General features: G+C 43.8%; 26 protein-coding genes and 1 tRNA gene. 12 read left to right on the top strand and 15 right to left on the bottom strand.

The features are described 5' to 3' along the window. Window positions 1-3: 3 nt before the first annotated feature. Both CUJ83_RS01415 and CUJ83_RS15605 read right to left on the bottom strand, forming a co-directional pair. Window positions 4-165: a hypothetical protein gene (locus CUJ83_RS01415; protein WP_230739747.1), complete on the bottom strand. Its 162-nt coding sequence runs from the start codon at window positions 163-165 to the stop codon at window positions 4-6. Between the two features lie 78 nt (window positions 166-243). Further along, on the bottom strand, window positions 244-375 hold the full coding sequence (locus CUJ83_RS15605) for a hypothetical protein (RefSeq protein WP_255668277.1): 132 nt from the start codon (window positions 373-375) through the stop codon (window positions 244-246). Between the two features lie 212 nt (window positions 376-587). On the opposite strand from CUJ83_RS15605, the gene CUJ83_RS01410 reads away from it, so the two are divergent. Together CUJ83_RS01410 and CUJ83_RS01405 are read left to right on the top strand one after the other, a co-directional pair. Beyond that, window positions 588-2,042: an ATP-binding protein gene (locus CUJ83_RS01410; RefSeq protein WP_230739745.1), complete on the top strand. Its 1,455-nt coding sequence runs from the start codon at window positions 588-590 to the stop codon at window positions 2,040-2,042. 21 nt (window positions 2,043-2,063) lie between these two features. Beyond that, the gene (locus tag CUJ83_RS01405; RefSeq protein WP_230739743.1) at window positions 2,064-3,083 is read left to right on the top strand and encodes a prenyltransferase/squalene oxidase repeat-containing protein; all 1,020 of its coding nucleotides are present in this window, start codon (window positions 2,064-2,066) and stop codon (window positions 3,081-3,083) included. Window positions 3,084-3,106: 23 nt separating this feature from the next. Here CUJ83_RS01405 and CUJ83_RS01400 read toward each other — a convergent pair whose 3' ends face one another. Continuing rightward, entirely contained in the window at window positions 3,107-5,806 is a 2,700-nt protein-coding gene (locus CUJ83_RS01400) for a PAS domain S-box protein (protein WP_230739741.1), read from the bottom strand. Between the two features lie 272 nt (window positions 5,807-6,078). Here CUJ83_RS01400 and CUJ83_RS01395 point away from each other — a divergent pair, with 272 nt between their 5' ends. The 7 genes from CUJ83_RS01395 to CUJ83_RS01365 all read left to right on the top strand — a co-directional run bounded on the left by CUJ83_RS01395 (window position 6,079) and on the right by CUJ83_RS01365 (window position 11,604). Beyond that, a complete protein-coding gene (locus CUJ83_RS01395; RefSeq protein ID WP_230739738.1) occupies window positions 6,079-6,657 on the top strand; it encodes a TetR/AcrR family transcriptional regulator in 579 nt (192 codons plus the stop codon). 87 nt (window positions 6,658-6,744) lie between these two features. Further along, window positions 6,745-8,001: an aldo/keto reductase gene (locus CUJ83_RS01390; protein WP_230739736.1), complete on the top strand. Its 1,257-nt coding sequence runs from the start codon at window positions 6,745-6,747 to the stop codon at window positions 7,999-8,001. 151 nt (window positions 8,002-8,152) lie between these two features. Next, entirely contained in the window at window positions 8,153-8,833 is a 681-nt protein-coding gene (locus tag CUJ83_RS01385) for an AzlC family ABC transporter permease (RefSeq protein ID WP_230739734.1), read from the top strand. Next, window positions 8,833-9,147, top strand: a complete 315-nt coding sequence (locus CUJ83_RS01380) for an AzlD domain-containing protein (RefSeq protein WP_230739732.1) — start codon at window positions 8,833-8,835, stop codon at window positions 9,145-9,147. The genes CUJ83_RS01385 and CUJ83_RS01380 overlap by 1 nt, the downstream gene beginning before the upstream one ends. 110 nt (window positions 9,148-9,257) lie before the next feature. After that, entirely contained in the window at window positions 9,258-9,893 is a 636-nt protein-coding gene (locus CUJ83_RS01375) for a class I SAM-dependent methyltransferase (protein WP_230739730.1), read from the top strand. A gap of 148 nt (window positions 9,894-10,041) precedes the next feature. After that, window positions 10,042-11,124, top strand: coding sequence for a sodium:calcium antiporter (locus tag CUJ83_RS01370; protein WP_230739728.1), 1,083 nt, complete (start codon window positions 10,042-10,044; stop codon window positions 11,122-11,124). A gap of 75 nt (window positions 11,125-11,199) precedes the next feature. After that, a complete protein-coding gene (locus CUJ83_RS01365; protein WP_230739719.1) occupies window positions 11,200-11,604 on the top strand; it encodes a ferritin-like domain-containing protein in 405 nt (134 codons plus the stop codon). A 164-nt stretch (window positions 11,605-11,768) separates the two neighbouring features. On the opposite strand, the gene CUJ83_RS01360 is transcribed toward CUJ83_RS01365, so the two are convergent. Continuing rightward, window positions 11,769-12,995 (bottom strand): Loki-CTERM sorting domain-containing protein, encoded by a 1,227-nt coding sequence (locus tag CUJ83_RS01360; RefSeq protein ID WP_230739716.1) that lies wholly within the window; start codon window positions 12,993-12,995, stop codon window positions 11,769-11,771. A gap of 214 nt (window positions 12,996-13,209) precedes the next feature. Between CUJ83_RS01360 and CUJ83_RS01355 the strand changes: the two genes are divergently transcribed. Further along, window positions 13,210-13,443: a DUF2164 domain-containing protein gene (locus CUJ83_RS01355; protein WP_230739714.1), complete on the top strand. Its 234-nt coding sequence runs from the start codon at window positions 13,210-13,212 to the stop codon at window positions 13,441-13,443. A 588-nt stretch (window positions 13,444-14,031) separates the two neighbouring features. Here CUJ83_RS01355 and CUJ83_RS01350 read toward each other — a convergent pair. From CUJ83_RS01350 to CUJ83_RS01335, 4 genes are all read right to left on the bottom strand, one after another. Continuing rightward, a complete protein-coding gene (locus tag CUJ83_RS01350; RefSeq protein WP_230739712.1) occupies window positions 14,032-14,424 on the bottom strand; it encodes a cupin domain-containing protein in 393 nt (130 codons plus the stop codon). A 48-nt stretch (window positions 14,425-14,472) separates the two neighbouring features. After that, window positions 14,473-15,465 carry a TIGR03557 family F420-dependent LLM class oxidoreductase gene (locus tag CUJ83_RS01345; protein WP_230739710.1) on the bottom strand — a complete coding sequence of 331 codons (993 nt, stop codon included), beginning with the start codon at window positions 15,463-15,465 and terminating at the stop codon, window positions 14,473-14,475. Between the two features lie 502 nt (window positions 15,466-15,967). Beyond that, complete coding sequence (locus CUJ83_RS01340) at window positions 15,968-17,338, bottom strand: PAS domain-containing protein (RefSeq protein WP_230739707.1); 1,371 nt, start codon at window positions 17,336-17,338, stop codon at window positions 15,968-15,970. A gap of 236 nt (window positions 17,339-17,574) precedes the next feature. Further along, a tRNA-Leu gene (locus CUJ83_RS01335) sits at window positions 17,575-17,659 on the bottom strand. 536 nt (window positions 17,660-18,195) lie between these two features. On the opposite strand from CUJ83_RS01335, the gene CUJ83_RS01330 reads away from it, so the two are divergent. Next, window positions 18,196-18,684, top strand: a complete 489-nt coding sequence (locus CUJ83_RS01330; RefSeq protein ID WP_230739705.1) for a hypothetical protein — start codon at window positions 18,196-18,198, stop codon at window positions 18,682-18,684. A gap of 28 nt (window positions 18,685-18,712) precedes the next feature. Here the strand turns inward: CUJ83_RS01330 and CUJ83_RS01325 are convergent, their stop codons facing one another. The 5 genes from CUJ83_RS01325 to CUJ83_RS01305 all read right to left on the bottom strand — a co-directional run bounded on the left by CUJ83_RS01325 (window position 18,713) and on the right by CUJ83_RS01305 (window position 24,087). Then, the gene (locus CUJ83_RS01325; RefSeq protein ID WP_230739703.1) at window positions 18,713-19,012 is read right to left on the bottom strand and encodes a hypothetical protein; all 300 of its coding nucleotides are present in this window, start codon (window positions 19,010-19,012) and stop codon (window positions 18,713-18,715) included. A gap of 409 nt (window positions 19,013-19,421) precedes the next feature. Then, window positions 19,422-20,423, bottom strand: coding sequence for a hypothetical protein (locus CUJ83_RS01320; RefSeq protein WP_230739701.1), 1,002 nt, complete (start codon window positions 20,421-20,423; stop codon window positions 19,422-19,424). A 195-nt stretch (window positions 20,424-20,618) separates the two neighbouring features. After that, window positions 20,619-22,853 (bottom strand): ATP-binding cassette domain-containing protein, encoded by a 2,235-nt coding sequence (locus CUJ83_RS01315; protein ID WP_230739699.1) that lies wholly within the window; start codon window positions 22,851-22,853, stop codon window positions 20,619-20,621. Window positions 22,854-23,031: 178 nt separating this feature from the next. Beyond that, on the bottom strand, window positions 23,032-23,259 hold the full coding sequence (locus tag CUJ83_RS01310) for a hypothetical protein (protein WP_230739697.1): 228 nt from the start codon (window positions 23,257-23,259) through the stop codon (window positions 23,032-23,034). Window positions 23,260-23,271: 12 nt separating this feature from the next. Further along, complete coding sequence (locus CUJ83_RS01305) at window positions 23,272-24,087, bottom strand: HAMP domain-containing protein (RefSeq protein ID WP_230739695.1); 816 nt, start codon at window positions 24,085-24,087, stop codon at window positions 23,272-23,274. Between the two features lie 222 nt (window positions 24,088-24,309). Here CUJ83_RS01305 and CUJ83_RS01300 point away from each other — a divergent pair, with 222 nt between their 5' ends. Next, complete coding sequence (locus CUJ83_RS01300; RefSeq protein WP_230739693.1) at window positions 24,310-24,531, top strand: hypothetical protein; 222 nt, start codon at window positions 24,310-24,312, stop codon at window positions 24,529-24,531. Here the strand turns inward: CUJ83_RS01300 and CUJ83_RS01295 are convergent. Further along, window positions 24,528-25,247 (bottom strand): DUF1405 domain-containing protein, encoded by a 720-nt coding sequence (locus CUJ83_RS01295; RefSeq protein WP_230739691.1) that lies wholly within the window; start codon window positions 25,245-25,247, stop codon window positions 24,528-24,530. The two genes, CUJ83_RS01300 and CUJ83_RS01295, sit on opposite strands and share 4 nt — an antisense overlap. Next, window positions 25,240-25,737 (bottom strand): acyltransferase, encoded by a 498-nt coding sequence (locus CUJ83_RS01290; RefSeq protein WP_230739689.1) that lies wholly within the window; start codon window positions 25,735-25,737, stop codon window positions 25,240-25,242. The genes CUJ83_RS01295 and CUJ83_RS01290 overlap by 8 nt, the downstream gene beginning before the upstream one ends. Window positions 25,738-26,024 lie beyond the last annotated feature (287 nt).

The following is a 26,024-nucleotide window of genomic DNA, read 5'->3' as shown; positions in this document are numbered from 1 at the left end:
TCTCTATTTTTCCTTTTTATATGACTTCATGATAGCCACGCCCAGCACTCCGGATAGTATAAGTGAGAGCGCTCCTTCTGTGAAGCGTTCTGCCAGCATGAGTGAAAAGCCGAGCAATGCGAATGCTACTGGCGTATATCTAAGTATCGTAAAAAATCGTTCCATATGGGCTCGATCAGACTGTGGGCTAACTAAGTTAAAATACTTTTCAGGCAAAACTCCTGATTATATAGTCTCTTAATATCACTGGAAGCCTGTACTCAGGATGACGATAAAAGACCATAGTCCCAGAAGCACTATGACCGCTATCGGCACCAGGCTCTCTCCAAGGACTTTTCGAGCTCTTTCCGTGCCTAATATGCTTAATATATCCATATCTCCCCATCCCCCAAAATTGATCGTAATTATTGTGTAAGCGCCATGTTATCTTAAATTTTCCTGTAGGTGGATCTTTTTATAATCATAAAAAATATTCAATCGGACCCGGAAAATCTAAACTGGCCGATCATTTTGAACATTGAAATTTTTATAATTTCTATGCTGCCGATATAAAAATTTAATATGGATAACATGACCTGTCTATATGTATGGAAATAACACCTGGAGAGGGCACGTGCATACTGGATCAAACGGGAACGATAATATGGGCTAACTCTGTTTTTATCGATTACTTTTCCCACAGATCACCCGTGCTCGGCTCTACGTTCACTGAGCTTTTTCCCGGCCCGGACCTTTTATGCAGGCCGGGAGCAGTATTTGAGGACCGGGATAAGCTGGGCAGAAGAAGGCACTTTAAGGCGGAGTGCTTTTCGACGAACAATATCCGGGGCGAAAAAATAGGCGATATTGTCGTTCTACAGAACGTAACCCTGATGAGGACACTGGTCGAGATATCAAAATATTCCACGCAGACCAAAACGACAAAAGAATTTTTTGAGAAAGTTCTCTGGCTTATTAAGGATACTTACGCATATATGGGTATCGCGGGCTTCGTCGCGCGGGGCGACGAGCTGGAAGTCGTATCCAGCAAAGGCTGGACAGAAAAGCTGAAATCCATGATAGGAGTACAGCCGATAGCACCCGATTCTCTTGGAATGGCCGGACGGAGCGCCTATCATCGTAAACAGATGGTCACGACCATCCAGGACTATGCATATTTACCGACCGCTAAAAAAGCCATCGAGAGAATTGGCGGAGAGTTCATCGTTGTCACGCCCTTGCTGGACCATGACAAGCTCGTAGGCACTCTCACTGTATTCCATAACAGGGAGCTTTTGGCCGATGACCTTGAAGTGCTACAGACACTTTGTAATCAGGTAGCCGTATCTCTAAACGTTCGGCTGAAGGAAGATGAACTGGCCACAGCAGCGGATGAGGCCGGACTGTATGCGGACATCATAGGGCTAAAGACACTTGATAATAATATGATGATAAGCAAATACCTTGAAATGACCGGCACTGCGAGCATGGACGTCTCAAGGGGCTATATCCGGGAAGCACTACGCATAGTAAAGAGAAACAATGAGATGATAGAAAATATTAAGGACATAATGTCCCAGGCGGAAGGCGCCAAAAAGATTTCTCTTGACGAAGCGATCAGGAAGGCCATACCTGAGGCTGAGGACTTTGCGATCTCGGTCAATAAAAAGGTCAGTTTTAAGATCACGCCTCACGAAGACCTTAAGGTCATGGTAAGCCCGCTATTCAAAGAAGCTATCTACAACGTCCTTAATAATAGTATAAAACACTCTAAACTACCTTCCGTGGACATAGACATCCGTATATTGAAAGACCGGACCGGGACAAGGAGGCTTGAGATAGCCGATAACGGCCCGGGCATACCTGACGAGCTTAAATCCGAAGTATTCCGCCGCGGAAAAGACTCTCTCAGGAACAAGGGTGCTGGCATAGGCCTTTATCTTGTGAAAAGGATAGTGAACAAAGAAGGCGGAAGGATCTGGATCGAGGACCGAATCCCGGGGAATCCGTCCAGGGGAGCCCGTGCCGTGATAACTTTCATGGCCGGCCCGGTAAAGGGCTGAGATTTGAGGGGGCGGTCATCGATGAGCCATTGGAGCGCAGTCCTGAACGAGAGCCCTGTCGAGTGGCTTCTTGAGGCGGATGACCCTTCAGTAAGATATTTTACTCTCAGGGACATCCTGGACCGGCCGGAGAAGGATGCCGAAGTCAGGGATGCAAAAGCAAGGATAATGGATACCGGCGTTATTCCCAAAATACTATCAAAGCAAGAAAAAGGCGGCTACTGGGGAGTACCCGGCGATTTTTACATGCGGTCAAAATATAAGGGTACCGTATGGCAGTTCATTGTTTTAGCGGGATTGGGCGCTGACGGCAAAGATGAGCGCATTAAAAACGCTTGCGAGTTCATTCTAAGCAGGTCACAGGACCCGGAAAGCGGCGGCTTCTCATATATTAGCGGTAAGAGCGGAGCAGGCGACAGGGACAGGATACTGCCTTGCCTGACAGGGAATATGGTATGGGGGCTTATTCGTTTCGGATACCTGTCCGACTCCAGGGTGAAGCGTGGCATAGGCTGGATAACTAAATACCAGAGATTCGATGATGGCGAGAACAGGCCCCCTGAGGGATGGCCTTATGACCGGTTCGAGATCTGCTGGGGTAAGCATACCTGCCATATGGGCGTTATAAAATCTCTTAAGGCATTATCGGAGATCCCTGAAGATAAAAGGACGAAGGCGGCAAATAAGACTATTGAAAATGCTGCCGAATATCTATTGATGCATCACATCTTTAAGAAAAGCCACGACATAAAAGAAATATCAAAGCCTGACTGGCTCAGGTTCGGGTTCCCGCTAATGTGGAATACCGACGTCCTGGAAATATCCGGCATTCTGGCCGGGCTCGGCTATAAGGATGAAAGGATGCAAGAGGCGATAGACCTTATCGTCTCAAAGCAGGATGAGCATGGAAGATGGTCTTTAGAAAACACTTTTAACGGACGTTTCCTGGTAAACATAGAAAGGAAAAACAAGCCCGGTAAATGGGTCACATTAAATGCTATCAGGGTATTGAAAGCATTTTACGGATTATCATTTAATTAGGCCATGTGGATATGTCACTAGCCTCATTTTTCGGCTTTCACGTCAAACCTTATGATAAACCTGGTCCCGGGGTTTTTGATAAGCTCAATAGTGCCTCTCAGTTGCTCTGCCAGGGAATTAACAAGCTGCAGTCCCAGTGTTATCGTGTTCCGGAAATCGATGCTTTCCGGAATGCCAGCTCCATTGTCTTCAATGGACAAGACCATCGACTTATCCCCTGATCTATAAAAGTCGATTTTAATAGCCCCTCCCGTATTACCGGTAAACGCATGTTTTAAGGAGTTCGATATAAGCTCATTGACGATCAGGCCACATGGTATGGCAGTATCAATGTCAAGGAATATCTTATCGGTATTTATCGTTAAGTCGATACGGTCCTTACCCGATGACCTTATCAGGTGTGTCGTAAGGCTTCTAAGATAGTCGGCCATGTCTATCTGCGCCAAATTACTGGACATGTATAGTTTTTCATGGATGAGCGCCATCGACCTTATACGATTACAGCTATCCTTGAACATTTCATCTATCACAGGATCATTGATCGAGTTGGCCTGAAGATTGAGCATACTCGAAATGACCTGCATGTTGTTTTTGACCCTGTGATGGACCTCTTTTAAAAGTAGCTCTTTTTCCTGTAATGAGGACTTTATCTTTTCCTCGGCCATTATCCTTTGAGTGATATCTTCGACGAGGACGAGATAATAGTCGGGAATGGATCTGGTCTTTATAAATAAAGGCTTGACAGTGACTTCGATCTTTATGTTTTTGGCTCCCGGGATATTCTCCGGATTTTGATATTTTAACTTATTGATATCGACGTCCACCTGATATTTCACCATATGTCCGCTAAATATCCTGTTCTTACAATCATCAGGTGTAAACGCATCGTACAATGATCTGAGCCCGCCTAATTGTGATACATCCGTTATGCCAAATATTTTTTTACCGGCATCGTTACACTCTATAAGCTCACCGTTCTCGTTGTAAAGCGCGATGCCTATCGGAGACGAGGCAAATATGTTCCTGAATTTTTCCTTGCTCTCAATTATGGATTCCTCAGCTTTTTTACGCTCCGTAATATCCCGGATAACTACTATCGCGCTCTCCATTTTTCCTTCATCGTTGTATAATGGCCTTATTAGATGCTCGGCAGGAAATATTTCCCCGTTCTTTCTTTGCATCAGCGTCTCAAAATCAATTAAATCTTTACTTCCAAAGAAATTTTTCTTGTGTTGCTCATACTTTTTATGATCCATATTTAAAAACAGGAGATTATTACCTACGAGATCATCCCTGGAATAGCCGAATATATCTTCGCCTTTTTTATTTACATCTAATATTTTCCTGTTCTCCGGGTCTATGATGAATATTCCTTCATTCAGGCTCGAAATGATCTTTTCCATGATCTGTTTTGACCTTTTTATCTCTTCCTCTGCTTTTTTTCTATCTGATATGTCTCTCGAGGAAGTTTGTAAACCGACCATGTCACCCTTATCATCCATTATGGGCTGCATTATGGTCTCAAACCACACATATTCACCGGACTTTTTCCTGGTCCTGTAGGTTATGGTGAATTCTTTTCCTGTGCTAAATAAATGCTCGACATGATTCTTTGGAACACTCCCCATGTCGTCCGGATGCACAAAATAATGCGGGTCTTTGCCGATAAGCTCTTCAGGATCATATCCAAGTAATGTCTTTACCGAGGGACTTATGTAGATGTATTTTCCATCGCGGTCCCGGAGGCTGATAACGTCTCTCATGTTCTCCGTAATGACCCTGAAAGTCTCCTCCGTCATTTTAAGAGCTTCTTCTGTCTTTTTTATATTTGTAATATCATATGCATTTATAACGATACCGTTTATCATAGACACGTCTATTAAGTTCCTGGCCACTGTCTCAAAAATACGATAGGTACCATCATTATGCCTAAAACTCGTTTCTAACCTTACATCACATCCGGGGGTTTCCATAAGCTTTTTAAAGAGCTCAATATTGCGTGATAATTCATCAGGCTTGAAAAACTTAAAACATGATTCTCCCCGGAGCTCATTTTTATCATAGCCCATGACTCTTTCAAACGATGGGGATATGTCTCTCATTATCCCTGTTTTATCGACAACAACGATGCATTCTAATGAGTTTTCCAGGAGTATCTTAAACCGTTCATTGGTATCCCTGATATTTTTCTCGGCCTCCACATGTTTGAGATTACTTAAGCCGGTCTCGCATATGAAGCTGACAAGGCTGACATAATACTCGATGGCTTCCCCGATCTTTTTCCTGGAGTGGACGGGAGCTTTATGAATGGCCTCTATGTACTCATTGATATTAAATCCCGATTCGGTCGCCTGGGACCTGAAACGGTCTAAGTCGATAGGCTCATCGTCGTAGAAAAATTGCCCGATGAACAGCGTGGCTATCCGCTCACCTGATATGGTTATCGGTATCGCTATGTCCCATAGCCCGTTCTTACATTTATGTTCCCTGGACTCTCCTTGTATCAAATTTGAAATAATGTCGAGGTCGCTTTGAAGGCAGCGATCCGCAGTCAGGGGATTCGCTCTATGGAACTTTGCACAGATGTCCGGCCATTCAGTCTCCACGATAACATTGCCGTTGTTATCAATTATCCCTGCCGGAATGCCTGTGATATTATATAATTTATTTAGTAACTCTTTTAGCCTGTGGACGTCAATGAGGTCTGAAAACTTGTACTGCATTGCACTCCTCGTTTTTTAATTATCCGGCTGATATGGTCAAAATGTTAAATTATGAATGACGCTTTTCCTATTAAAATTTTTGTTATTATGTCGATATATATGGAATATTTTAATTTTATACTTATGAATTATCCATATTTTATTATAAATTATCATTATGCTGCATATGAAGTCATCCGGTCAACCCTTATCTGGGAGTTCGATTACCTATAAATATATGTGGTATAAATAAAGTAAAAAGTGACTGATTAATCACTCCAAAAGGTATCTATATGACCAGGGACGTAGCCGGGAAACGAGAAGTGATAATGAAGACCGCTCTGAAGCTATTTACCGAGAGGGGATTCCACGGTACGCCCACGTCGATGATATCAGAGCAAGCAGGAGTGGCCACCGGGACACTTTTTAGATACTTTCCTACGAAAGAAGAGCTTATCAACAATATCTACTTCGATGTCAAAGAGAAATGGGGAAAAAGCATCTCAGAAGGCATAAACCGGGAGGATACCATTAAGGAAAAGATTCAGCGGGCATGGGCAAACTCGATAAGATGGGGGATAAGTTGTCCCGATGAGTTCCTTTTTATCGAACAGTTCAGCTCATCGCCATATATCACTAAGATCACTCAGGAAGAGGCGATGAAGAATTATCTTTTCCTTTTTGAGATATTTCAGGAAGGTACGAAAAACGGAATATTGAAAGACCTTGACATGAGAATGACTGTCAATATGCTCGCACATGCGGGAAAATCCGTGATAAGGCTTATACTCGATTCTTCAGGCTCTGCGGACGCCGATAAACTGGTCGACGAGTCTTTTGAGCTAATATGGGGTGGTATTTCAAAAAAATGATGTTTTGATGTGTTTATGACTGATCAGTCAATTTTTCACAATACTAAAGGATTTATCGGAACGTGACGGTTTAATGGAGGAATATGTATGCAGTACCGTAAAATGAAGAAAACGGGGGACGAGCTTTCAGCTCTGGGCTTCGGATGTATGAGGCTTCCGGAGAAGAGCGGGAAGATCGATGAGGAGAGGGCTATAGCACAGATAAGGTTCGCGGTCGATAACGGTGTTAACTATCTTGATACTGCCTTCCAGTATCACATGGGCGCCAGCGAGCCATTACTCGGAAAGGCCCTTGCTGACGGATATCGCGAAAAAGTGAAGGTCGCAACGAAGCTGCCTCACTGGATAGTCAGGACCCGGGAGGACATGGACAAGATCCTGGATGTCCAGCTTAGCAATTTAAAGACAGACCATATCGACTACTATCTCATCCATAATGTGGCAGGGTCGAGCTGGAAAAAGCTTTGTGAACTCGGTATTATAGATTTTCTTGATAAGGCAAAAGCAGACGGCAGAATAATCAACGCAGGATTTTCATCCCACTGCTCGAAAGACGAGTTCATTAATATAGTGGATGGGTACGACTGGGCTTTCTGCCAGATACAGTATAACTTTTTAGACATAAAGAACCAGGCCGGAACCGAAGGGCTAAAATATGCCGCTTCAAAAGGGCTCGGCGTGATCATAATGGAACCTCTCAGGGGAGGCATGCTGGCCAAGAATATACCCTCTGCTGTACAGTCCGTGTGGAACGAGGCCGGTATAAAAAAGACTCCAGCAGAATGGGCTCTTCGCTGGATATGGGACCATCCCGAGGTCACTGTCGTGCTTTCGGGCATGAACGAGGAGGAGCATATCCGGGAGAATATACGTATAGCGGGCGAGGCATATCCGAACTCGCTGACGCCTGAAGAACTTGGCCTGGTCAAGAAGGTCGAGGATACCTATAGAAAATTGATGAAGGTAGGGTGCACCGGCTGCAGGTATTGTATGCCATGCCCGGCAGGCGTGAACATCCCGGTATGCTTCGAGATGTACAATAATAAATACCTGATGGACGGGGCTGAAAAACGGGGTATGCTCAGTATGGGGAACCCGGATTTCATTTATCTTATGCAGGCTGGAGGTATCCTGGAAGGGAAAAAGCCTGCGTATGCTTCGCAATGTAAAAATTGCGGAAAATGCGTAAAGGCGTGTCCGCAGCATCTGCCGATACCACAGTACCTGAACGATGTTTCGAAAGAGTTCGAGAAGCCGACGCTAAAATTGCTGACGAAGATCATAAAGCCCTTCATGGCATTAGAGAGATGGAGGACGATGAGAAGAGCGGGCAAAAAAACTTAAGCCCCTCTTTTTTAGTCCCGAAGAAATCGAAAATTATTTATTTTATTTATCCTTTTTATGACCACTCAGTTAGACTTAATTGATATGGCACTTGCTGTATAGATCCGGGACTAAACTGATATTATCATCTACCTACGGCAGGAGTAATTTAATGGCGCGAAAACGAGCATTTTTATCCGGGGCAAAAGCCTTCTCTCCCATTATTCTGGGAGTGATACCTTTCGGGCTGATATACGGCATCTCAGCCTCCGAGGCAGGATTAGACCCCATTGAAAGTATCGCCATGTCCCTGTTCTTTTTCGCGGGCGCGTCACAGATGGTAGCCGTGCAGCTTATCAGCCAGAACACTCCTGCGATAATCGTCATAGCTACGGCCGTTATCGTAAACCTCCGTTTCGTGATCTACAGCGCATCGCTGGCCCCATATTTTCAGGGACTTTCGAGGTCATGGAGATCCTTGCTGTCATACCTGACCACAGACGAGCCTTATGCCTTATCTATCACTCACTATACAAAAAATCCTGAAGCACAGTATAAGCACTGGTATTTTTTCGGAGCAGGGCTCACGCTATGGGCCACATGGCAGATATGCAGCATAGCAGGCATTTTTGCAGGGCCGATAATACCGGCGGGCCTGCAGCTGGATTTTGCGATCCCTCTTGTATTTATCGCGCTCCTTGTCACCTCTATCGGTGATAAGATGTCGCTCGGCGCGGCGCTGGCAGCAGGGATCATTGCGGTCGCAGCATTCGGCCTTCCCTATAACCTCGGACTGGTAGCCGGAGCTATCGGCGGTGTTGTGTTCGGGATAATATTCGGGAGGGAAGAGTGATGGACAATATATGGATAATAATCATATGTGTCGCGCTTTTTACCCTGGCCGAGAGAATGTCCTTTATCATGCTTTCGGACCGGCTGAACGTGCCTGCATGGTTCAAGAGAGGCTTAAAGTACGTCCCGCCTGCCGTTATCGCCGCTATAGTGTTCCCTTCACTATTCATCATGAGCGGGGAGATGTCCGTTTCGCTTGACAATGCAAGGATGATAGCAGGTCTTACTGCCATCGTGGTTGCATGGAAGACCCGTGACGCGTTCATGACCATTATGGCGGGGATGGCTGTCCTCTGGATAATATCGGCAATATAAACCCTTCTTTTTCATCTGTTTATACCATTTATTATTTTATTATAGGCACGCCAAATTTATCGCTCAATTTCTTCTCTTCATATCTAAATATGATTATGGCCGGTGTACCGATGCAGGATAAGAGCGTTGATTTCTGGAGCAGGATCGCGGATGACTACGAATCCGGGATAGACGACATCATAGGACAGAGATCCCGTATGTACATGTTCAATAAGATGCTGGAGCTTGAAGAACCCGGCAACGTTATTGAACTTGGATGCGGAACAGGCTTTTTCACAAGGGCGATAGCGAAGAACGCAGGGCATGTGGTCGCGACCGATATCTCGGACGATATGCTGGAAAGGGCGAAGGAGAACTTATGGGACCTAAAGAACGTAGAGTTCCGTAAAATGGATTGTGAGAACATACCTTTTCCTGATAACACTTTTGATACAGTGCTGATGGCTAATATCCTGCAGATAGTGCACGACCCTAAAAAAGCCTTACATGAAAGCTATCGTATCTTGCGGCCGGGCGGCGCGCTCATAATCCTGTTCTACACTCATTATGGCCTGAGCGTGTTCGAAAAGTTCCAGTTCTGGACAAAAATGATAAAGAAATTTAAAGGTAAACCGCCTTACCAGAGGATGCTGGACCCGGAAGAAGTTTTGAAGATGGCTGAAGAGGCAGGGTTCAGGGTTGAAGTGCTGGAATTAGTGGGTGAAAAGTTTAAGGCTGTATATCTAAAGGGAAAAAAGACGATATGATCATAGAAAACTTTCATATCGATGTGTCATAATAAAAATAGTTTCATATGATCATGATGGAATAAAAACTAATGATAACTGCTTCATATTATACATTTTAGTATCAGCTAATAAACTATTAAATATTCAATACCAATTGTAATACTAGATGAACGCGGCAATCTTCGTCCTGAACTTTATAGCCATCATCGTCGGTTGCGAGCTTTTCACGAACGGTATTGAATGGCTCGGTAAACATTTTAGGCTCTCGGATGACGCCATAGGCAGCGTGCTGGCAGCCATCGGCACGTCCCTGCCCGAGACATTGATACCGCTGGTCGCCATATTATTTTTAGGCGGCGATCTGGGCGAGGAGATAGGCACAGGAGCGATCCTGGGATCCCCTTTCACGCTATCGACACTGGCGTTATTTTTATGTGCAGTGTCCATGATCGTATTCTATAAAAAGAGGGGCACATTTTCGTTAAACATTAATGGAAGTACTTTAAGGCACAGCCTCAAATTTTTCATAATCGCATACTCTATCGCAGCCATGACCGCATTGATGCCATTAGGGCTTAGCGGCCTAAAACCATTTATCGCGATCTCGTTATTATCGGCATATGTCATATATTCCATATATGCGTTAAGGGAGAAAAACACCGGAAAGGGGGAGGAAATAGAAGAATTGTATTTCATTAGGATCGCCGAAGCCTTTAAAAAATTGTCCGCGAGGGGTCGTTCACAAAGGAACCCTGAAGTAAAAGCGGATATGCCGACAGAAAAGCCCTCTTTGCCTGGAATTCTTTTCCAGGTGGCAGTATCTTTATGTATTATCATAGTAGCGGCAGATCTTTTTGTAAATCATATAAAAGATATTTCTGAGTATTTCGGCATCGCCCCGCTGGTCATGGCAATAGTGATCAGCCCGATGGCCACGGAATTGCCCGAAATGTTCAATAGCATGATATGGATAAGAGAAAGGAAAGATACGTTCGCGCTGGGAAATATTCTCGGAGCTATGGTGTTTCAGAGCTGTGTGGTCGTGACGATCGGTATTATGCTGACATCGTGGCATATTGATCTTTCGACCAGCGAACAGATATTTCAAGGGATCGGTATATTGTTCGCGATATTTTCCGCCGTGCTGCTATATGTGCAGTCTTACAGGAATGAGGTAAATATACCTGTCCTGTTTATCGGCGGGTTACTATATCTGATATTTTTCGCCATAGTATTCACTAATATTTAATATCTTTTAAATTTATAGTCCGGTAAAATTAATACATTATCCCATATTATACCTATACTAGGGAGTTTTTGGGAAATGGACAACGAGGGTATTATAGGCTTGCTTAACGAAGCTTTCATGCATGAGATATATAACTCGATGGTTTACGTGAGAAACTCGTTCGTGATAAGGGAATGCGATCCCAGCAGAGTGACAGAGTCCATATCAGTGGACGAGATGAGGCATATGTGGTGGCTGGCCGACCTTATCGTGAAGAGGGGCGGAAAGCCGTGCATGGACCATAAAGAGCTTGAATTCGGCGGTGACAGCCTGAAAGAGATGCTGGAGAGGCAGGTCGTCCTTGAGACCGAGGCCATAGAGATGTACAAGGGCATGATAGCGGCCATCGATGACGCTGAGGTAGTGGGCGTATTAAAGCACATCCTGGACGAGGAAAAGAGGCACAGGATGGAGTTCAGGCAGAGGCTAAAGGATCTATAGGCCGACACAAGTAAACTTGTGGAATTGGCCGGAGCTGTGAGCGGGTTAATAACAGGGTATAAAACCATACGTGTAAAGCGGTAATCAAAGAAGTAAATTAATCTAGATGACCTGTTTTTCCTTTTTTATAGTACTGTACTTTTTTATTAGAAATGGTGTATATCTCATCTTTTTCTTAATGTGATATAAGCCGTAGTTATCATGGCCGCCAGGAAAATAAAAACATCGAAACCAGGTATGCTTTGCGGTATATTCATATTTTCATTTGAAGCCGTATGAGCCATGTTTTCCTTCATGGAAATTATGGCGAATTCTGAGAAGCCATTCGGCGAGTTTATATTGAACTTCAGTTTATCGCCCATATCTCCTTCGACGGATGCGCTTAATACCTCGTAGGTATCTCCATGGACCCTTAGGCCGGCAAACGTGTTATGCGGGTCAAAGTTCCCGTCCTTCGGGAGCTCAAGGGTAATATTGGCCATCGATATGCCCGGATAGCCGTCTGCGATCACTTCAAGGATCGTGTCGCCATAAAGCGATAGTAAATAATCGCCATATATGTCCATCATTAAGAAAATATCGTCCGTCGGCAGCTCATTGTTATATGTTTCCGGCGTCAGGTCCGGATCAAAGTGTGCCGTATCGATACTCGACATGGTCAAATTATCAGGATCGATCCCCATCAGTTGCAATAAGTATAACAGATTTGCTATGTTATTGAGGTAAATATCTTCAAGCCCGTTAAGCTCGTTGAAATCGATGTCGAAAGTACCGTTAGCAGGTATGTCGTCAAGGAATGCGTTTATTTGAGCCGTGTATTCCAGGCCTTCCAGCATTTCAGTGCTGTTAGCCTCCAGCCTTATCGAGACGATACTGGCCGTATTGTTATCCAGCGGCACTGCCTCGATATAGATATTGCCTGCAGTGTTCCCTTTAGCGGAGTTTATTGGCATCGAAATATCTTCTTTTAACAGGTCCTGGATGTTCACGCCCGGCGGGGCTTTTAAGAAGCTGCCGTTGGTGCTGAGAGAAATGCCATTGACAGTGATGTTAACGGGACCCTGGCCGTCCTCTGATATGGTCATATCGATGCTGGCATTGTCAAAAGACGGTATATCCTCCGGAAGCGTAAAGTCATCCGGTATTTCGGTCGGTAAGGCAGTTGGTACGGGGATATTTGTCGGTACGGGTATTGTTGAAGGCGTTATTGAAGGCAGTTCAAAGAGAGCAAGAACATAAAAATCATCGATGTCTATTTGCAGAATATTTTGTGGATCATTTTCATTTCCTGTGCTGATAGCGCCAGTAGCGATTAACGGCGTATATGATAATGTGACTGTCACTATGATTGAAAATAATATGATCAAGATCTGCTTTTTTTGATTGTTCATATGGTCTGCCCTGCTCTACAATCATTAATTCTACAAGTTGTTAATACTAATAAATTAAAAAGTTATCGAAAAAATGGATTTTAGTGCGGGGTACAAGCATTAATATTTTAAAATTAGCCGGCAAGTCCGCCTAAAGTACAGCTAGTAAAGTAAAATTTAAACATCTTCATGCATTGAATATTGCAAATGCAATTTTTTAAAATGGAGGTATTGTATGAGACATAACAATAATATTGAATTAACTAAAGAGAAAAGGGACGATATGATCTCTGTAATAAAGGACTATTTTTTAAAGGAAAGAGACGAAAAAATAGGTGATCTGGCAGCAGGTCTGATCTTAGAGTTCATAATAGAAAAATTAGCACCAGAATTTTATAATCAAGGTGTTTATGATTCTTATAAATTTATGGAAAACAATATCGAAGACTTATTGTCAATTCAAAAATGATGGCTTTGAACTGCTCTGGTATGGTGCGGGGAGTGCGATTCGAACGCACGAACTCCTTCGAGACAGGGTCCTAAGCCCTACGCCTTTGACCTGGCCTGATACTACCTGATCGGCTTTTAGTCCTCGATAACATGGTATTAATTATGAGTATCCTGGCTGCTATAAATTAAATTCCTTATGGCAGGTCATGGGCGGTTCCGCACCCGACTTTGCATAATCCGGTATCCCCTCTTTCTTCATAGATAAAAAACTTCCTTTTTATGGGTTTATATAATAACAAAACGAACCGATTATTATTATTTGATTGTTGTTTTTTACTTTTCTGCTGGAACATGAACCTAAATTCTTTACAGTCGTCTTGCTCTATGATGATAAAATAAGATATTTACTGATCGATATTAATATTGTTAGATCTGCGATATGCAAATTCCTGAAATCGCTGCACATGACAGTACCGGGTATTAATCGGATAATATTGAGCACTAGTCGCAAATCCTGCAGGAAACCATAGGTCCTATTATATGAAAAATATCTCGATTAAACTACCTATTAAAAAATAAGGAGAATATCCTGGCATTATCTATAAGCTCATTTAAGCGCCGGGATAAACTTTGCCAATAAATAGACGTCCTCATTGGGTGCGGATACGATATGTGTCATCCCTGGCGGAGTTGCATATGAAAAGCCTGGCGTGCACGCATATTTTTTACCGTTGATGACAAAGAACCCGGTGCCCTCGAGAGTTTCGTTGAACTCCCATTCGGCATTATGGGAATGCTCTCCGACGTCAAATCCTTTTTTGATCTTTACGATATGGCAGCTAAAAGCACCTCTGGTATCTGCCGCCGTTACAAGGTCCTTTAAAAAAACTCCCATGAACGCCGGATGTTCATACCATGGCAACTTTGCAGCATCTACATATTTACCCGGAAAGATAATACTCCCGCTAGAAAATAACTCTATGGCATTTTTCTGACCCATTATCACACCTCATTACATAAAAATAAAAAAGAGTGAATAAGATCTTATTCACTCTGTTACTGCCGGGATGACTTCTTTGAATATGTCTATCCCTGCATCTACATTCGGGCTACTGTTCCCAAGGCAGAAGTGCGTGATTCCAGCATCCTTGAATTTATTTATCTGCTTGATCAGTTCTTCGGCATCGGTCGCAACTACGTAGTTGTTCTTGATCATGTCATGGCCGACTAGGTTCGCGTGCAGCTCGACTTCCTTTGAGTCATAGACCGGATACTTGAACATCGACGGGACCAGGCATCCTGCCCAGAAACGCAGACCTTCGATCGCCTTCTCATAGTCCGGATCGACCGAGTACCAGAGGAGCATCGCACGTTCCATCTTGCTCGGGTCTTTACCCGCTTCCTTCGCGCCTGCAACGAAATTCGGTACTGTCACGTTCTTTAGTGTCTTGGGGTCGGCAGCGACAGTCATGAGGTGGTCGCCGTATTTACCGGCGAGCCTGGCGCCTTTCGGGCCCATTCCGCTAAAGTAAAGGGGTACTTCATCCGTAGGCTTGGTGTACATGAACGCCTTGTCGAGCTTATAGTACTTCCCTTTGAACGATACGGGCTCTTTGCTCTCCCATAATTTTCGCATGACCTCAATCGCTTCGACGGTCATTTCCTGCCTCTCAGGAACAGACGGCCATACTCCAGTTACGGGGACTTCGTTCATAGCCTCGCCTGCACCCACTGCCACTCCTACCCTGCCAGGGTACATTTGCCTCATCGTGGCGAACGCCTGCGCTACGATTGCAGGGTTGTAACGGATGATGGGGCAGGTGATGCATGTAGAGATGAATACCTTCTTCGTTGCCTGCAGCGTTGAGGCCATCCATGTCCATGCATGTGCTGTTTCCGCGCCCGTGTGGTACCATGGATGGAAATGATCGTCCACCCATATAGAATCAAAACCCACGTTCTCCGCTCTTACCGATTGTTTAAGCGCATCCATTGGCTTGTACTGTTCCACAGATGCGAAATAGCCGATTTTCGTCTTCATAGAATTTTTCCTCCGTATGAACACGATAAAGCTACATTGTTCGTGGACGGATATCATTCGATAACCAAAATCTATTACTATTAGGTATCGAATAACATCATTGGGATCGTATCAACCGTCATTCTTTCTCTACAGCATTGAGGCGGTTTGTCGGGATCGAATTACTGTTGATCTTCCCGCTTTTAAATGTGTTTTATCGCGTACCTTTAGGCTATTGCCTGTTTATAGCTTATGTATGGTGTTTATATAATCGTTTGGATTATTGAACGCCAAAGAATTAAATATCCATGGCTAATCAAGGATACCACAGGGAATAATTATAAGCTTATATGAAAAATCGTAGTATTTGGCGGCAGTTTAGATTATCGGCAGGAAAATAGATATGAGCATAAGATTATGCAATTCATCAGTGGCTTTTCAGTACTCCGTTTCTATTGAACGCCAATATAAGTAACAATATGTGGCCGGGTCTCATTGGCGTTCAATAGATCTATAATTCCAGTCATATATTGCATGCCTTCGTTATTGATATCGACTCCGCTTTCATCTCGTCAGTAACGTCGATCATGAAAGATGCGATCTCCCCCGAAGGTAGCTTAAAGACATAATGAGAGCACCATGGCTCATTCTCCCCGATAACATATTTCAGGGGGGATAAGACCTCAGGCTGTTCAGTGAAATTTATACGCTTCAACGACTCGCGCACTCCGAAATCAAGCAGGTCCGGCCATTCCCGGAAAATCCTTTTGCCAATGATATCCTCTTTTTTTATCCGTAAAATGGTCTCGGTCGCATGATTGATGTCCTTTACTATATAGTCCTCTCCTCTTTCGATCGGCTGTATGATCAACATGCCGTTACAGGTATTGTCGAAGAACGACCTGTACCGCGACTCTTTGAACCTCAGCTCCTTTTCGACCATCTTTTCCGCCGTGATGTCCTTGAACATGATCACGTACTCTTTCTGGTCGCGATCATTATCATGAGTGGTGATCGGAGTGAACACGACGTCAAAATAAGACACACCAGATTTGATCGTCGGGATCTTTTTAACACTTTTCAATACATCGAAGTCACATCCTATGTCGATCTCAGCGACCTTGCCTGCTTTGATCAGTCCCATGATCTTGTCCTTCGTGCATATGAAATCAAAGATGTTGATGCTGATCAGGTCCTGGATCCTCTTTATACCGAAAAGGCTCATGGAAGCGGGATTGGCGTTCAAGATCGTACCATCCGCCCGGAAAAACATGATCCCGCTGGGAACCTCATCGAATATGGTCCGCAGCCTTTTATCGAGGATCGTGAAAGCCTCGTCTTTTAGTATCTGGGAAGTGATATTATCCACGTTGATAAGCACGTGCTGGCCGCCCTGGTTCGATACGGTCTGCAAGAACTTTAAGTAATAGACCTGGTTCGTTTTTTCCTCTATATACTGCATTTCCTTGATGTACAGTTCTCCGCTGATAAGCCGGCGAATGTTTTTTTGTATCACAGGGTCCGAAAAGACTTTTAGCCCGAGTTCGCATATGTTATGTCCGATTATCTTATTCACATGGTCGATCTCGAAGTCTGCGGCAAATTTTTTGTTGACCATCTCGACGTGTCCTCGAGAGTTCAGAATGATAATATCGCTCGGAGATATGTCAAAAATCGCGTTATACGGGACTCTCTGGGATATGGTGAATAATTTAGACTTCCCGAAAGGCACCATTGTCACGTCACCGGTCAGCTGGAGTATGTCCAGATATTTAGAGACCGAGCTTCTTCTCATGCCCATTTCTCTTGATATGGCCGATATGGACAAGCGCGCAGGATGCTTATTCTGGAGAAACTCTTTGATCTGGAAAAGCTTATCCACGTATTCTTCCATAAGAAAGAATTTATAATATTTTGGCAAGATAATCTTTTTGCTAATGGTATCTTGAAGAATATTTCGAACTCTGAAAAATGGTAAAATAGGTGTATTTGATTTCTATTGATAACAAAGATCATTGGGTTATCAGCTTTGAATGGCTTGAGAGGGGTATTGATTAAAAAGTTTGTATACTGAACTATTAAAAAAGCAGATTTTGGTATAAAATAAGGTCTTAGTATTTGGGTTTGAAGTGCGGGGAGTGCGATTCGAACGCACGAACTCCTTCGAGATAGGGTCCTAAGCCCTACGCCTTTGACCTGGCTTGGCAATCCCCGCATTTAGACTGAGGTGTTTTGTATAGTAGCCTTTGACCTTAATAAATCTTCTTATTGAATAATACTATGAAATATCCGTATATTGAATTCTTCTTGAACATTATTATTATAATGGTTGGAACATTAAGTTTTTAATAAGTAATTTATGGGGGTCTAATTAAAGATGATGGAAGCCATTACATTCGACGTCGGGACGAATCTGACCGCTATCCTGTTATTTGCGATTTTTCTGGGGTTCATTGCAGTATTATACTATCTTAAAAACAAATATGGTCGAAAATAAGCCATAGTACTGACAATTCACTCGCTAATACTGTATTCCGTTTTATATCCTGATCGGTCTGTCATACATTCCCCGAAGTAACACTGTTGTTATTTATTATATTTTTAAAAAATAACTATATATCTAAAGTCTAAATAGGTCAATGCCAGGGGAAAAACCGCTCAAACTTAAATAATGATTATATGGAAAATAGGTATTCAAGGTGCTATTTATTATATTTAAATATAAAACAATGCCAGACAAATCTACCTAATATGAAAGATATATTGAAAATAGCGTTCAATATACTTTTAGTCAATTTTATCGTTTTCTCAGTGCTCTGTATACCTTTATCCCCCGCTATAATAAATGCGAATGCAAGGGCAGACATCTGGAAAATACTCAACACGAACGCGTCGGAGTTCGCTCCTGCCGATTCAAAGATACCGGGCACTGCCAGTTATGCTATCGTGAACTGGAACGGCACTAAAGTTATCGGGAACCTGGGAATAGGCAACGGAAGCATTGCTGCTCTCGATACCGGCCTGAAGGCTGACGACGTACAATATACTCAAAGGAATTTCCTGGCTGCGGACATAACCGCGAACAATGCCCCGTATCTCTGGTCTCTGAACCGTTTGCCAGACCTTATCTACGAGCCTCCTGATGCCGTGTCGACTACGGTGTATATGAGGCTGGTGGGGTTGCAGATCGCCGGGAATAATATCAATATGGGTGTACGGGCTTTCGGCTATGAATATTAGCCTTGAACAAGTGATATGTGTATCAGGGCTATACGAACACGTCGGAATAGAAATATGAATGTGTGCCGACAAGATTCTCGCTGGTGCCCTGGATTATCGTAGGCATGACCAGTATGTTACAAGGGCTGTTTGTCTCTATTTCGGAGAATGATATGGCTGTTCCTGCATTGTATTCATGTAAAATCAGATCATTATTGAACTCTATGACAAGCAGGTCAGTGTAAGCGCATGGTGCCATAAATCCCGTGCATCCAAACGTTATGAATGGGGCTTTTTCGAATGTTAAAGCCGATGCATGAGTTGTGCAAAGGCTAAATGCCATTAACATTAAAACTAAAATCACCACTATACGCCTCATACTACTCTACCCATAATAATATGGTGCGTGATATATAAATAAATATTATTAATTTAACTTAACTTATTAGATTATTTGTCTATGGTTTAGCCGTTTAGTTTCATATTCACTCTTGATCAATATCGGTCTTTGTTATATAAGGATCGCTAAAAATTGATAAGCCAAATTGGTTAAGGATCAGCAATAAAAAATAGAGATCCCTATTATGCGCCTATTGATTATCAAATATGATGTATGTGCCTTTTCGATTTTATATTATAAAATTTTACAAAACCGCTTATTTAACATATTATAGAAAAATGCATACATATCCTGATATTTAAAAATAAAATGTATAAAAGATTTTATAACTCTTTTATACATTTATCGTCGATCAGGCCTATACAGGTTGGTTCTTGATATTAGCCGTGAACATGTCATAAAAGCCTATTGTATAATCATTCGATTCTACGATATAGAACTCAATGGTCCTCTGGCCGTCCTCATATTCATACGGATCAATATCGACCATTAAACTGGCAAATAACTCTCCACTATCAAAAGTTACCCTGTCAGTAAAGGTAAAGTCCTCTCCGAGAGTAAAGTCTTCAGTGTAGTAATTAATATCTACGGTCAATTCACCGTCGGTGCTTCCATAGCGCACTAACAATATCTCTAACGAGATCCCATCTTCTTGCATGTACCAGGTATATTCGTCGATTTCTTCAAACTCTACTATCGGGCGCTCATGCAGTACATATGTCCTGTTTTCTACCGGCTCATTCAGTTCCGTAGTATCATAACAGACAAATACGGGTGGCGACCTTGTGCCATACATATTTGTCTCCTCCCACTCATATGTCAATGCGATGTGGTAAGTGCCATAAGACAGGGTATCCGAAACAAAGTTACCGTTCTCATCGGTATATCCCTCGTCAACCATACCATTATCTTTGGATATGACTACATGGCATCCCTCTACAGGATAGTTTATAGCAGGCCTTCCCACCAGGGATGTCTCATATTGATCTGCAAGTTCCGGAAGTAATACTGTTATGTTGAACTTACCATCCTGTACCTGTTCAGGTGTTGTCCAGTGAACCTCAGAGCCTTCCGATGGCGGCCAGGTTATCACATATCCGAAGTCAGTCGGCCTTATCTCGCCAAGCATGCCCGGAATTGGTAATGGTGTCGGGCTTGCGGTCGGGGTCGGCGTTATTGTCGGCTCAGGTGTCGGAGTAGCCGCCGGGGTCGGTACCGGGGTCGGCTCAACTGTCGGCTCGGGAGTCACTGATACAGTGGCAGACGGCGAGGCTGTCTGGCCGTCATCGACATTACCGTTTAATGCAAAAGCTCCTATAAGGATTATTATCAGGGCGACGACTAACGCCCCACCTATCATTAGTTTTCTATCTATTTATATACCCCCCAAAATTAGAGTAAATTAAGCTAAAGATTAATAGTATATATTATTTTTGAGCCAATAATTATCAGATATTTATAAAAATAATAAGTTTACTAAGCCAACATTAACCGTTAATGATGTTTATTCTATCAAATATTTAAAAATAAAAAGAAACGGAAAAAAGAAAATATTTTATAAAACATTTTTCAGGTACTGCCCGGTGTAAGAACTCTCCACTTTAATGATATCTTCAGGCGTACCTTCTGCAACTATCTCCCCGCCTCTTTTTCCTCCCTCGGGACCCATGTCTATTATCCAGTCGGCATGCCTCATCACTTCTAGATTGTGCTCAATGACGATGACCGTATTACCTTTATCCACGAGCTTCTTGATGATCTTTAGCAGCCTGTCGATGTCCGACATATGGAGCCCTGTCGTCGGCTCGTCCATGACATAGATATTTCCTTTCTTGTGCAGTTCGCTCGCCAGCTTAATACGCTGTGCTTCTCCCCCCGAGAGCGAACTAAGGGACTGGCCTAGAGTAATGTATCCCAGGCCAACTTCCTGCAGTACCTTAAGTTTACTCAAGATCTTCTTTTCCTCAAAGAACTCAGAGGCATCATCGACCGTCATCTCAAGCACTTCCGAGATGTCCTTTCCTTTATACTTGTATTCAAGGACTTCAGCAGTATATCTTTTCCCTTTACATTCGCTGCACGTGATCTTTACGCTATCCAGGAAGTGCATCTCGACCTCGATGAACCCGGAACCTTTACACTTGGGGCATGCCCCTTCTGAGTTAAAGCTGAACAGGTTCGGCTTAGTATCGTTAGTCACTGCGAAGATCGACCGTATATCGTCGAACATACCTGTATAAGTAGCCGGGTTCGACCTGCTCGACCTTCCAAGGGCAGACTGATCGATGATGACCGCGTCCGGATGCTCATAAGTAAAGATGTCGTTTATGAGGGTGCTTTTACCGGAACCTGCGACGCCTGTAACGCAGACGAAGACCCCGGCCGGTATCTTTACCGAGACGTTCTTCAGGTTATGAAGCGTGGCATCCTTGATCTCCATGTATCCTGTCGGAGCTCTCCTCTTATACCCGTTCCCGTGTCTCTGCTCAAGATATCTTCCCGTGACTGTGGACGATCTCTTCAATTCCTCCACAGTTCCGCAGAACATCACGTTCCCTCCATGGGTACCCGCTCCCGGCCCGATGTCTATGACGTAATCCGCGCTTTCGATTATTTCAGGATCATGCTCCACGACGAGGACGCTGTTATCGTTATCTCTCAGCTTTTTGAGCATTTTAATAAGGTTCGAGTTGTCCCTGGGGTGAAGCCCTATGCTCGGCTCATCCAGCACATATACAAGGTTGACCAGGTCACAGCTAAGCTGCTTGGCCATCTTGACCCTCTGTGACTCTCCTCCGGAGAGCGTGGCTACCGGCCGGTCAAGCGACAGGTACCCCACGCCGATATCTATAAGCTGGTCCAGTCTCCACCGGATCGGTGCCAGTATCGGGGCTGATACAGGTCCCTCTATACTATCGACGAATTCACGAAGGTCTATGAGCTCCATCGCGGCCAGTTCCGCAATATTTTTTCCGTTGATGGTAACAGAGCGCGCCCTGTCGTTGATCCTTGTGCCGTTGCACGCTTTACATGTCGTGACCTTGAAAAATTTAGCCTCGCGCTCGTTCAGGTCCTCTTTGCCGAACTGCCTGCGCTTCAGCCCTGTAACGACACCCTCCATTGTGGCGTTGATCACACCGCCAAGGCGTTCCTCACCCATCTTTTCAGGACCGCTGTAGAGAAGCCTGTCCATTTCCTCTTTGGTATACTCTTTCAGGGGCTTGTTAACATCAAAATAACCGCTGGCCCGGTATAGTTTGTAGTAGATGTTGCCCGGCTGGTAAAACTGGTGCCGTATCCCTCCTTCGGCCAGAGATCTTTCCATATCTAATAACCGCTCCAGGTCCACATCGATCTCACTGCCCACCCCGCTGCATACCGGGCACATGCCCTCGGGGTTATTGAACGAGAAGTAAAACGACGGGCCGATGAACGGCGTACCGCATCTGGAGAATAACAGGCGAAGATATGTCGATATCTCAGTGGCCGTACCTACCGTTGACCTTCGGTTCTCGCCCATACGTTTCTGGTCTATTCGAATCGCCGGCGAGAGATTGAAGATACGATCGACGTTCGGCTTCGGGATCTTAGGCAAATACCTTCGGGAGAACGCGCTGAACGTCTCCATGAACTGGCGCTGTGCCTCCGCGTAGATCGTATCGAATACAAGGGAGGATTTGCCGGAACCGGATACTCCCGTAAACACTACGACCTTGTTCTTTGGTATTTTTAGTTCGATGTTCTTCAGGTTGTGCTCTCTGGCACCTGTTAGCTTAATACAGTCTTCCATATGATCAACTTTAGAACCTTCTGTGTTTTCGACAGGCTCACCCTAAAAAACGTTTAGATATGGCATCCTCCGGTGACAGATGATGCTCTTTTATGTTGTCCGGACCTATAATAATAGATTATCCTACCAGTCCGAAAGTAATTGAACGATATAAAAAAGTAAAAGCTATAGAGATTATCTATAGCTTAGCGACCTTATCGGCAAATTCCCTGGATTTATCCTTGCCGATGATAAGCCCTGCTGAAACATTGATCCATTTACATAGCTCAGGAAGATGCTGCTTCTCTATATTGTCGAATACCAGCCCATTCATGTGGTGTTTGGTCTGTCTATCCAGGAACGTCTTTGCAGCCGGGCCCAGGTATACCGTAGACACCTGCAGTATCCTTTCAGATAAAATGCTCATATGCAGGCCCCTTTATTTTTCATTGTAGCTTGTGTCCATCATTATTTTGAGGCTTGCCACCATCCTTCCGAAAGAGTCTGCCAGTTCACCTATCTCGTCGTTCCTCTTAACGTCTACCATGACGTTCGTGTCGCCCATGCTGATCTTGTTGGCGTTCTCATTAAGCTTTTTTATGTCCTGAATGATCGTCTTTGAGAAGAACGCTATCATTGCTCCTGCTATCAATATCGCAAGGCCTACGATGATGTATATCGTGTATCCGATGAAGTTTTGTTTCTCTATTACGCGGTCGCTGCTCATGTCTACGCCCACGAGGCCTACTGAATTGCCCTTTGAATCATATACCGGCGCATATCCGGAGAGGTATGTTCCCCATTCATCGGTCGTAAATTCCCTGTCCGCCGACGGTGCAGTGAAACCGTTTATCAGGTCTTCGGGAGCTTCATCATAAACGTCACCTATCATTGCGGCGTCGTCTTCCTTTCCATAGCTACCGTCTACGACGAACTGTACTTCATCCCCGTTCAAGGCCATGATATACACGTATTTTATGTCCGGGTTAGAGTTTTGTACGGCCCATAGCTGGTCCCTGATGGACAAAAATTCAGGCGTCCCCTCGTCACCCGCCTTAAGCATCGCGACCTTATCGCCGTCCATCTGTGTGGCGGTTGCTGCTGCCACCGCTTTCAACTCGTCTCTCATTGTCTCTTTTAAAGCGCTTTTAGTCTCGTTAAAAGTATAGAAAAACGTCAGGCTTGAAATAACTAATATCAGTATTATGAAGCTGATGGTAAGCTTCGTTTGAAGGCTATTTAAAAACTTTACCATAACAAAGTCACCTTTTTTATTTTTTTAAAAATTTACCAAATAATACAATTTATAACTATTTTAACCTTTTATTATTAGAATTAAATTCCAAATTTGTATTACCACAACAGGAATCTATTAAAAAATTTACTTTTTAAATAGAATTATCCGGGATAAGCGGTAAGTATATAATTTATTTGACAGAATAAGCTTTGAATCGAATTGATAACGGTCGATGATCCGATGGCAATAGAAACACATGCAATAATCCTTGATCCGGGAAAAGACATAATAAACGAGCTTCATCGCAACTTAAGGGAGGGCAACCTTCTGACGAAACTAGACGAATCCTCCTTTAAGCGTGTCATGATAAAAAATCTGACTTACATGAGGATAGCTGACCCGAAGGAGACTGAAAACGGAAGCAATAAAAGCATCTGGATCGAGGTCACGATAAGCTTTTAATTCCCGCTTTCATTTTTTACTGCAATGGCCTCAGTTTTTAAGAGCCGCGGATCGTTCGCCGGCCAGGTCTTTGCCAGGATATAGTTCAGGGCCAGGAACACCACTACCATTGCGAATGTGACATACATCATAGTGTCCAGCTTCACAGCCAGCTTATCTATAACGTAATGTCCTCTTGTATAATATTCCATTATTGCGAGCGGATGTGTCCTCATCAGATCTCCGTCTCGTATGAACCATAAGAAATAATCGACAATGGTCTGAACTAAAAACCATGCTCCGGCTACTACCCAGGATACGGTTTTAACGTTCTTAAGGTATGGCAGCAGCAGGACGCACTCAAGCGCCATGCCGATGTGCGAGATCAGCATCGCCGAAGATAAAAGGCTGTTGGCGGGCCTGAAATATATCTCCGAGAAGTATAGCAGCACCAGGACCGTCCAGGTGCCGTACATGGAAAGTCCCACTGATGTGATCGCGTTGAACGTATCCGACGGCTTGCCCATTATTATCAATAACAGCGCAAAGATCATGAACAGGGTATATAACGGACAATCCGGGACGAATATCCAGAGATAGACCGGGGTCATCATTAACTGTTCCCAGTAATAATAAGCCCCGAACAGAGACCCTGCAATATTTATTACTATGATAGCTGCCAGTAAACGCCTGTCCCTGTATATGGCGTCGACTATTGACCTGACGATATTAATCAAGTTCTTTCCTCTCTATGATGCGTGCGGGCACTCCTCCGACGAACGCCCCTGCTGGCACATCCTTGTTAACGAGCGAGCCTGCTGACACTATCGCGCCGTCTCCTATAATGATTCCTGGCAGGATAGTAGAATTCGCTCCTATAAGGACATTTTTACCTATGACGACATTTCCTGTACGATACCTGTCTATCATGTACTCATGGGCAAGTATCGTCGCATTATATCCTATTACCGAATTATCCCCTATCTCGATAAGCTCCGGGAAGAAAACGTCCACAGTTGCCTCTAATGCCATCGAGACATGGTTCCCTGCTTTAATTCCCATGAACCTCATGCAGTCCACTTTCAACTCGATTATCGGGCTGTATCTTATGACCAGAAGCATGAAAAAGTTGAATATGACCTTGACCGGGTCACATGTCTTTGTCCATCGCCATAGCGGGTTCACACCGCCGGTGGCTGGATACTCGGTTAACCTGCGTCCTGACATCCAAATCCAGATAGTCTAAAAGCGGACATTGAACATAAAACTTTAGCTTGAATGTATACAAATGCTAAAAATTTGTGAGATCAAATATTTAGATAAGGGCTTGTATTATAAAAAAAGTATAATCCAGGTTGTTTTTCACCACTAAGCGCACGAAGGCGACAAAGGTCCACTAAACTGTTAACCACGAAGCGCACTAAGGCGAACAAGGTACACTAATTTTTTTAAGTATATGATAATCTTTTAAAAAAGGTCCTTTGTGTTCCTTGTTCGCCTTTGTGCGCTTTGTG

This window comes from Methanooceanicella nereidis (assembly GCF_021023085.1).
Lineage (GTDB): Archaea > Halobacteriota > Methanocellia > Methanocellales > Methanocellaceae > Methanooceanicella > Methanooceanicella nereidis.
Note: the sequence above shows the minus strand (reverse complement) of the source record. Positions and strands in the feature narration are given on the sequence as shown.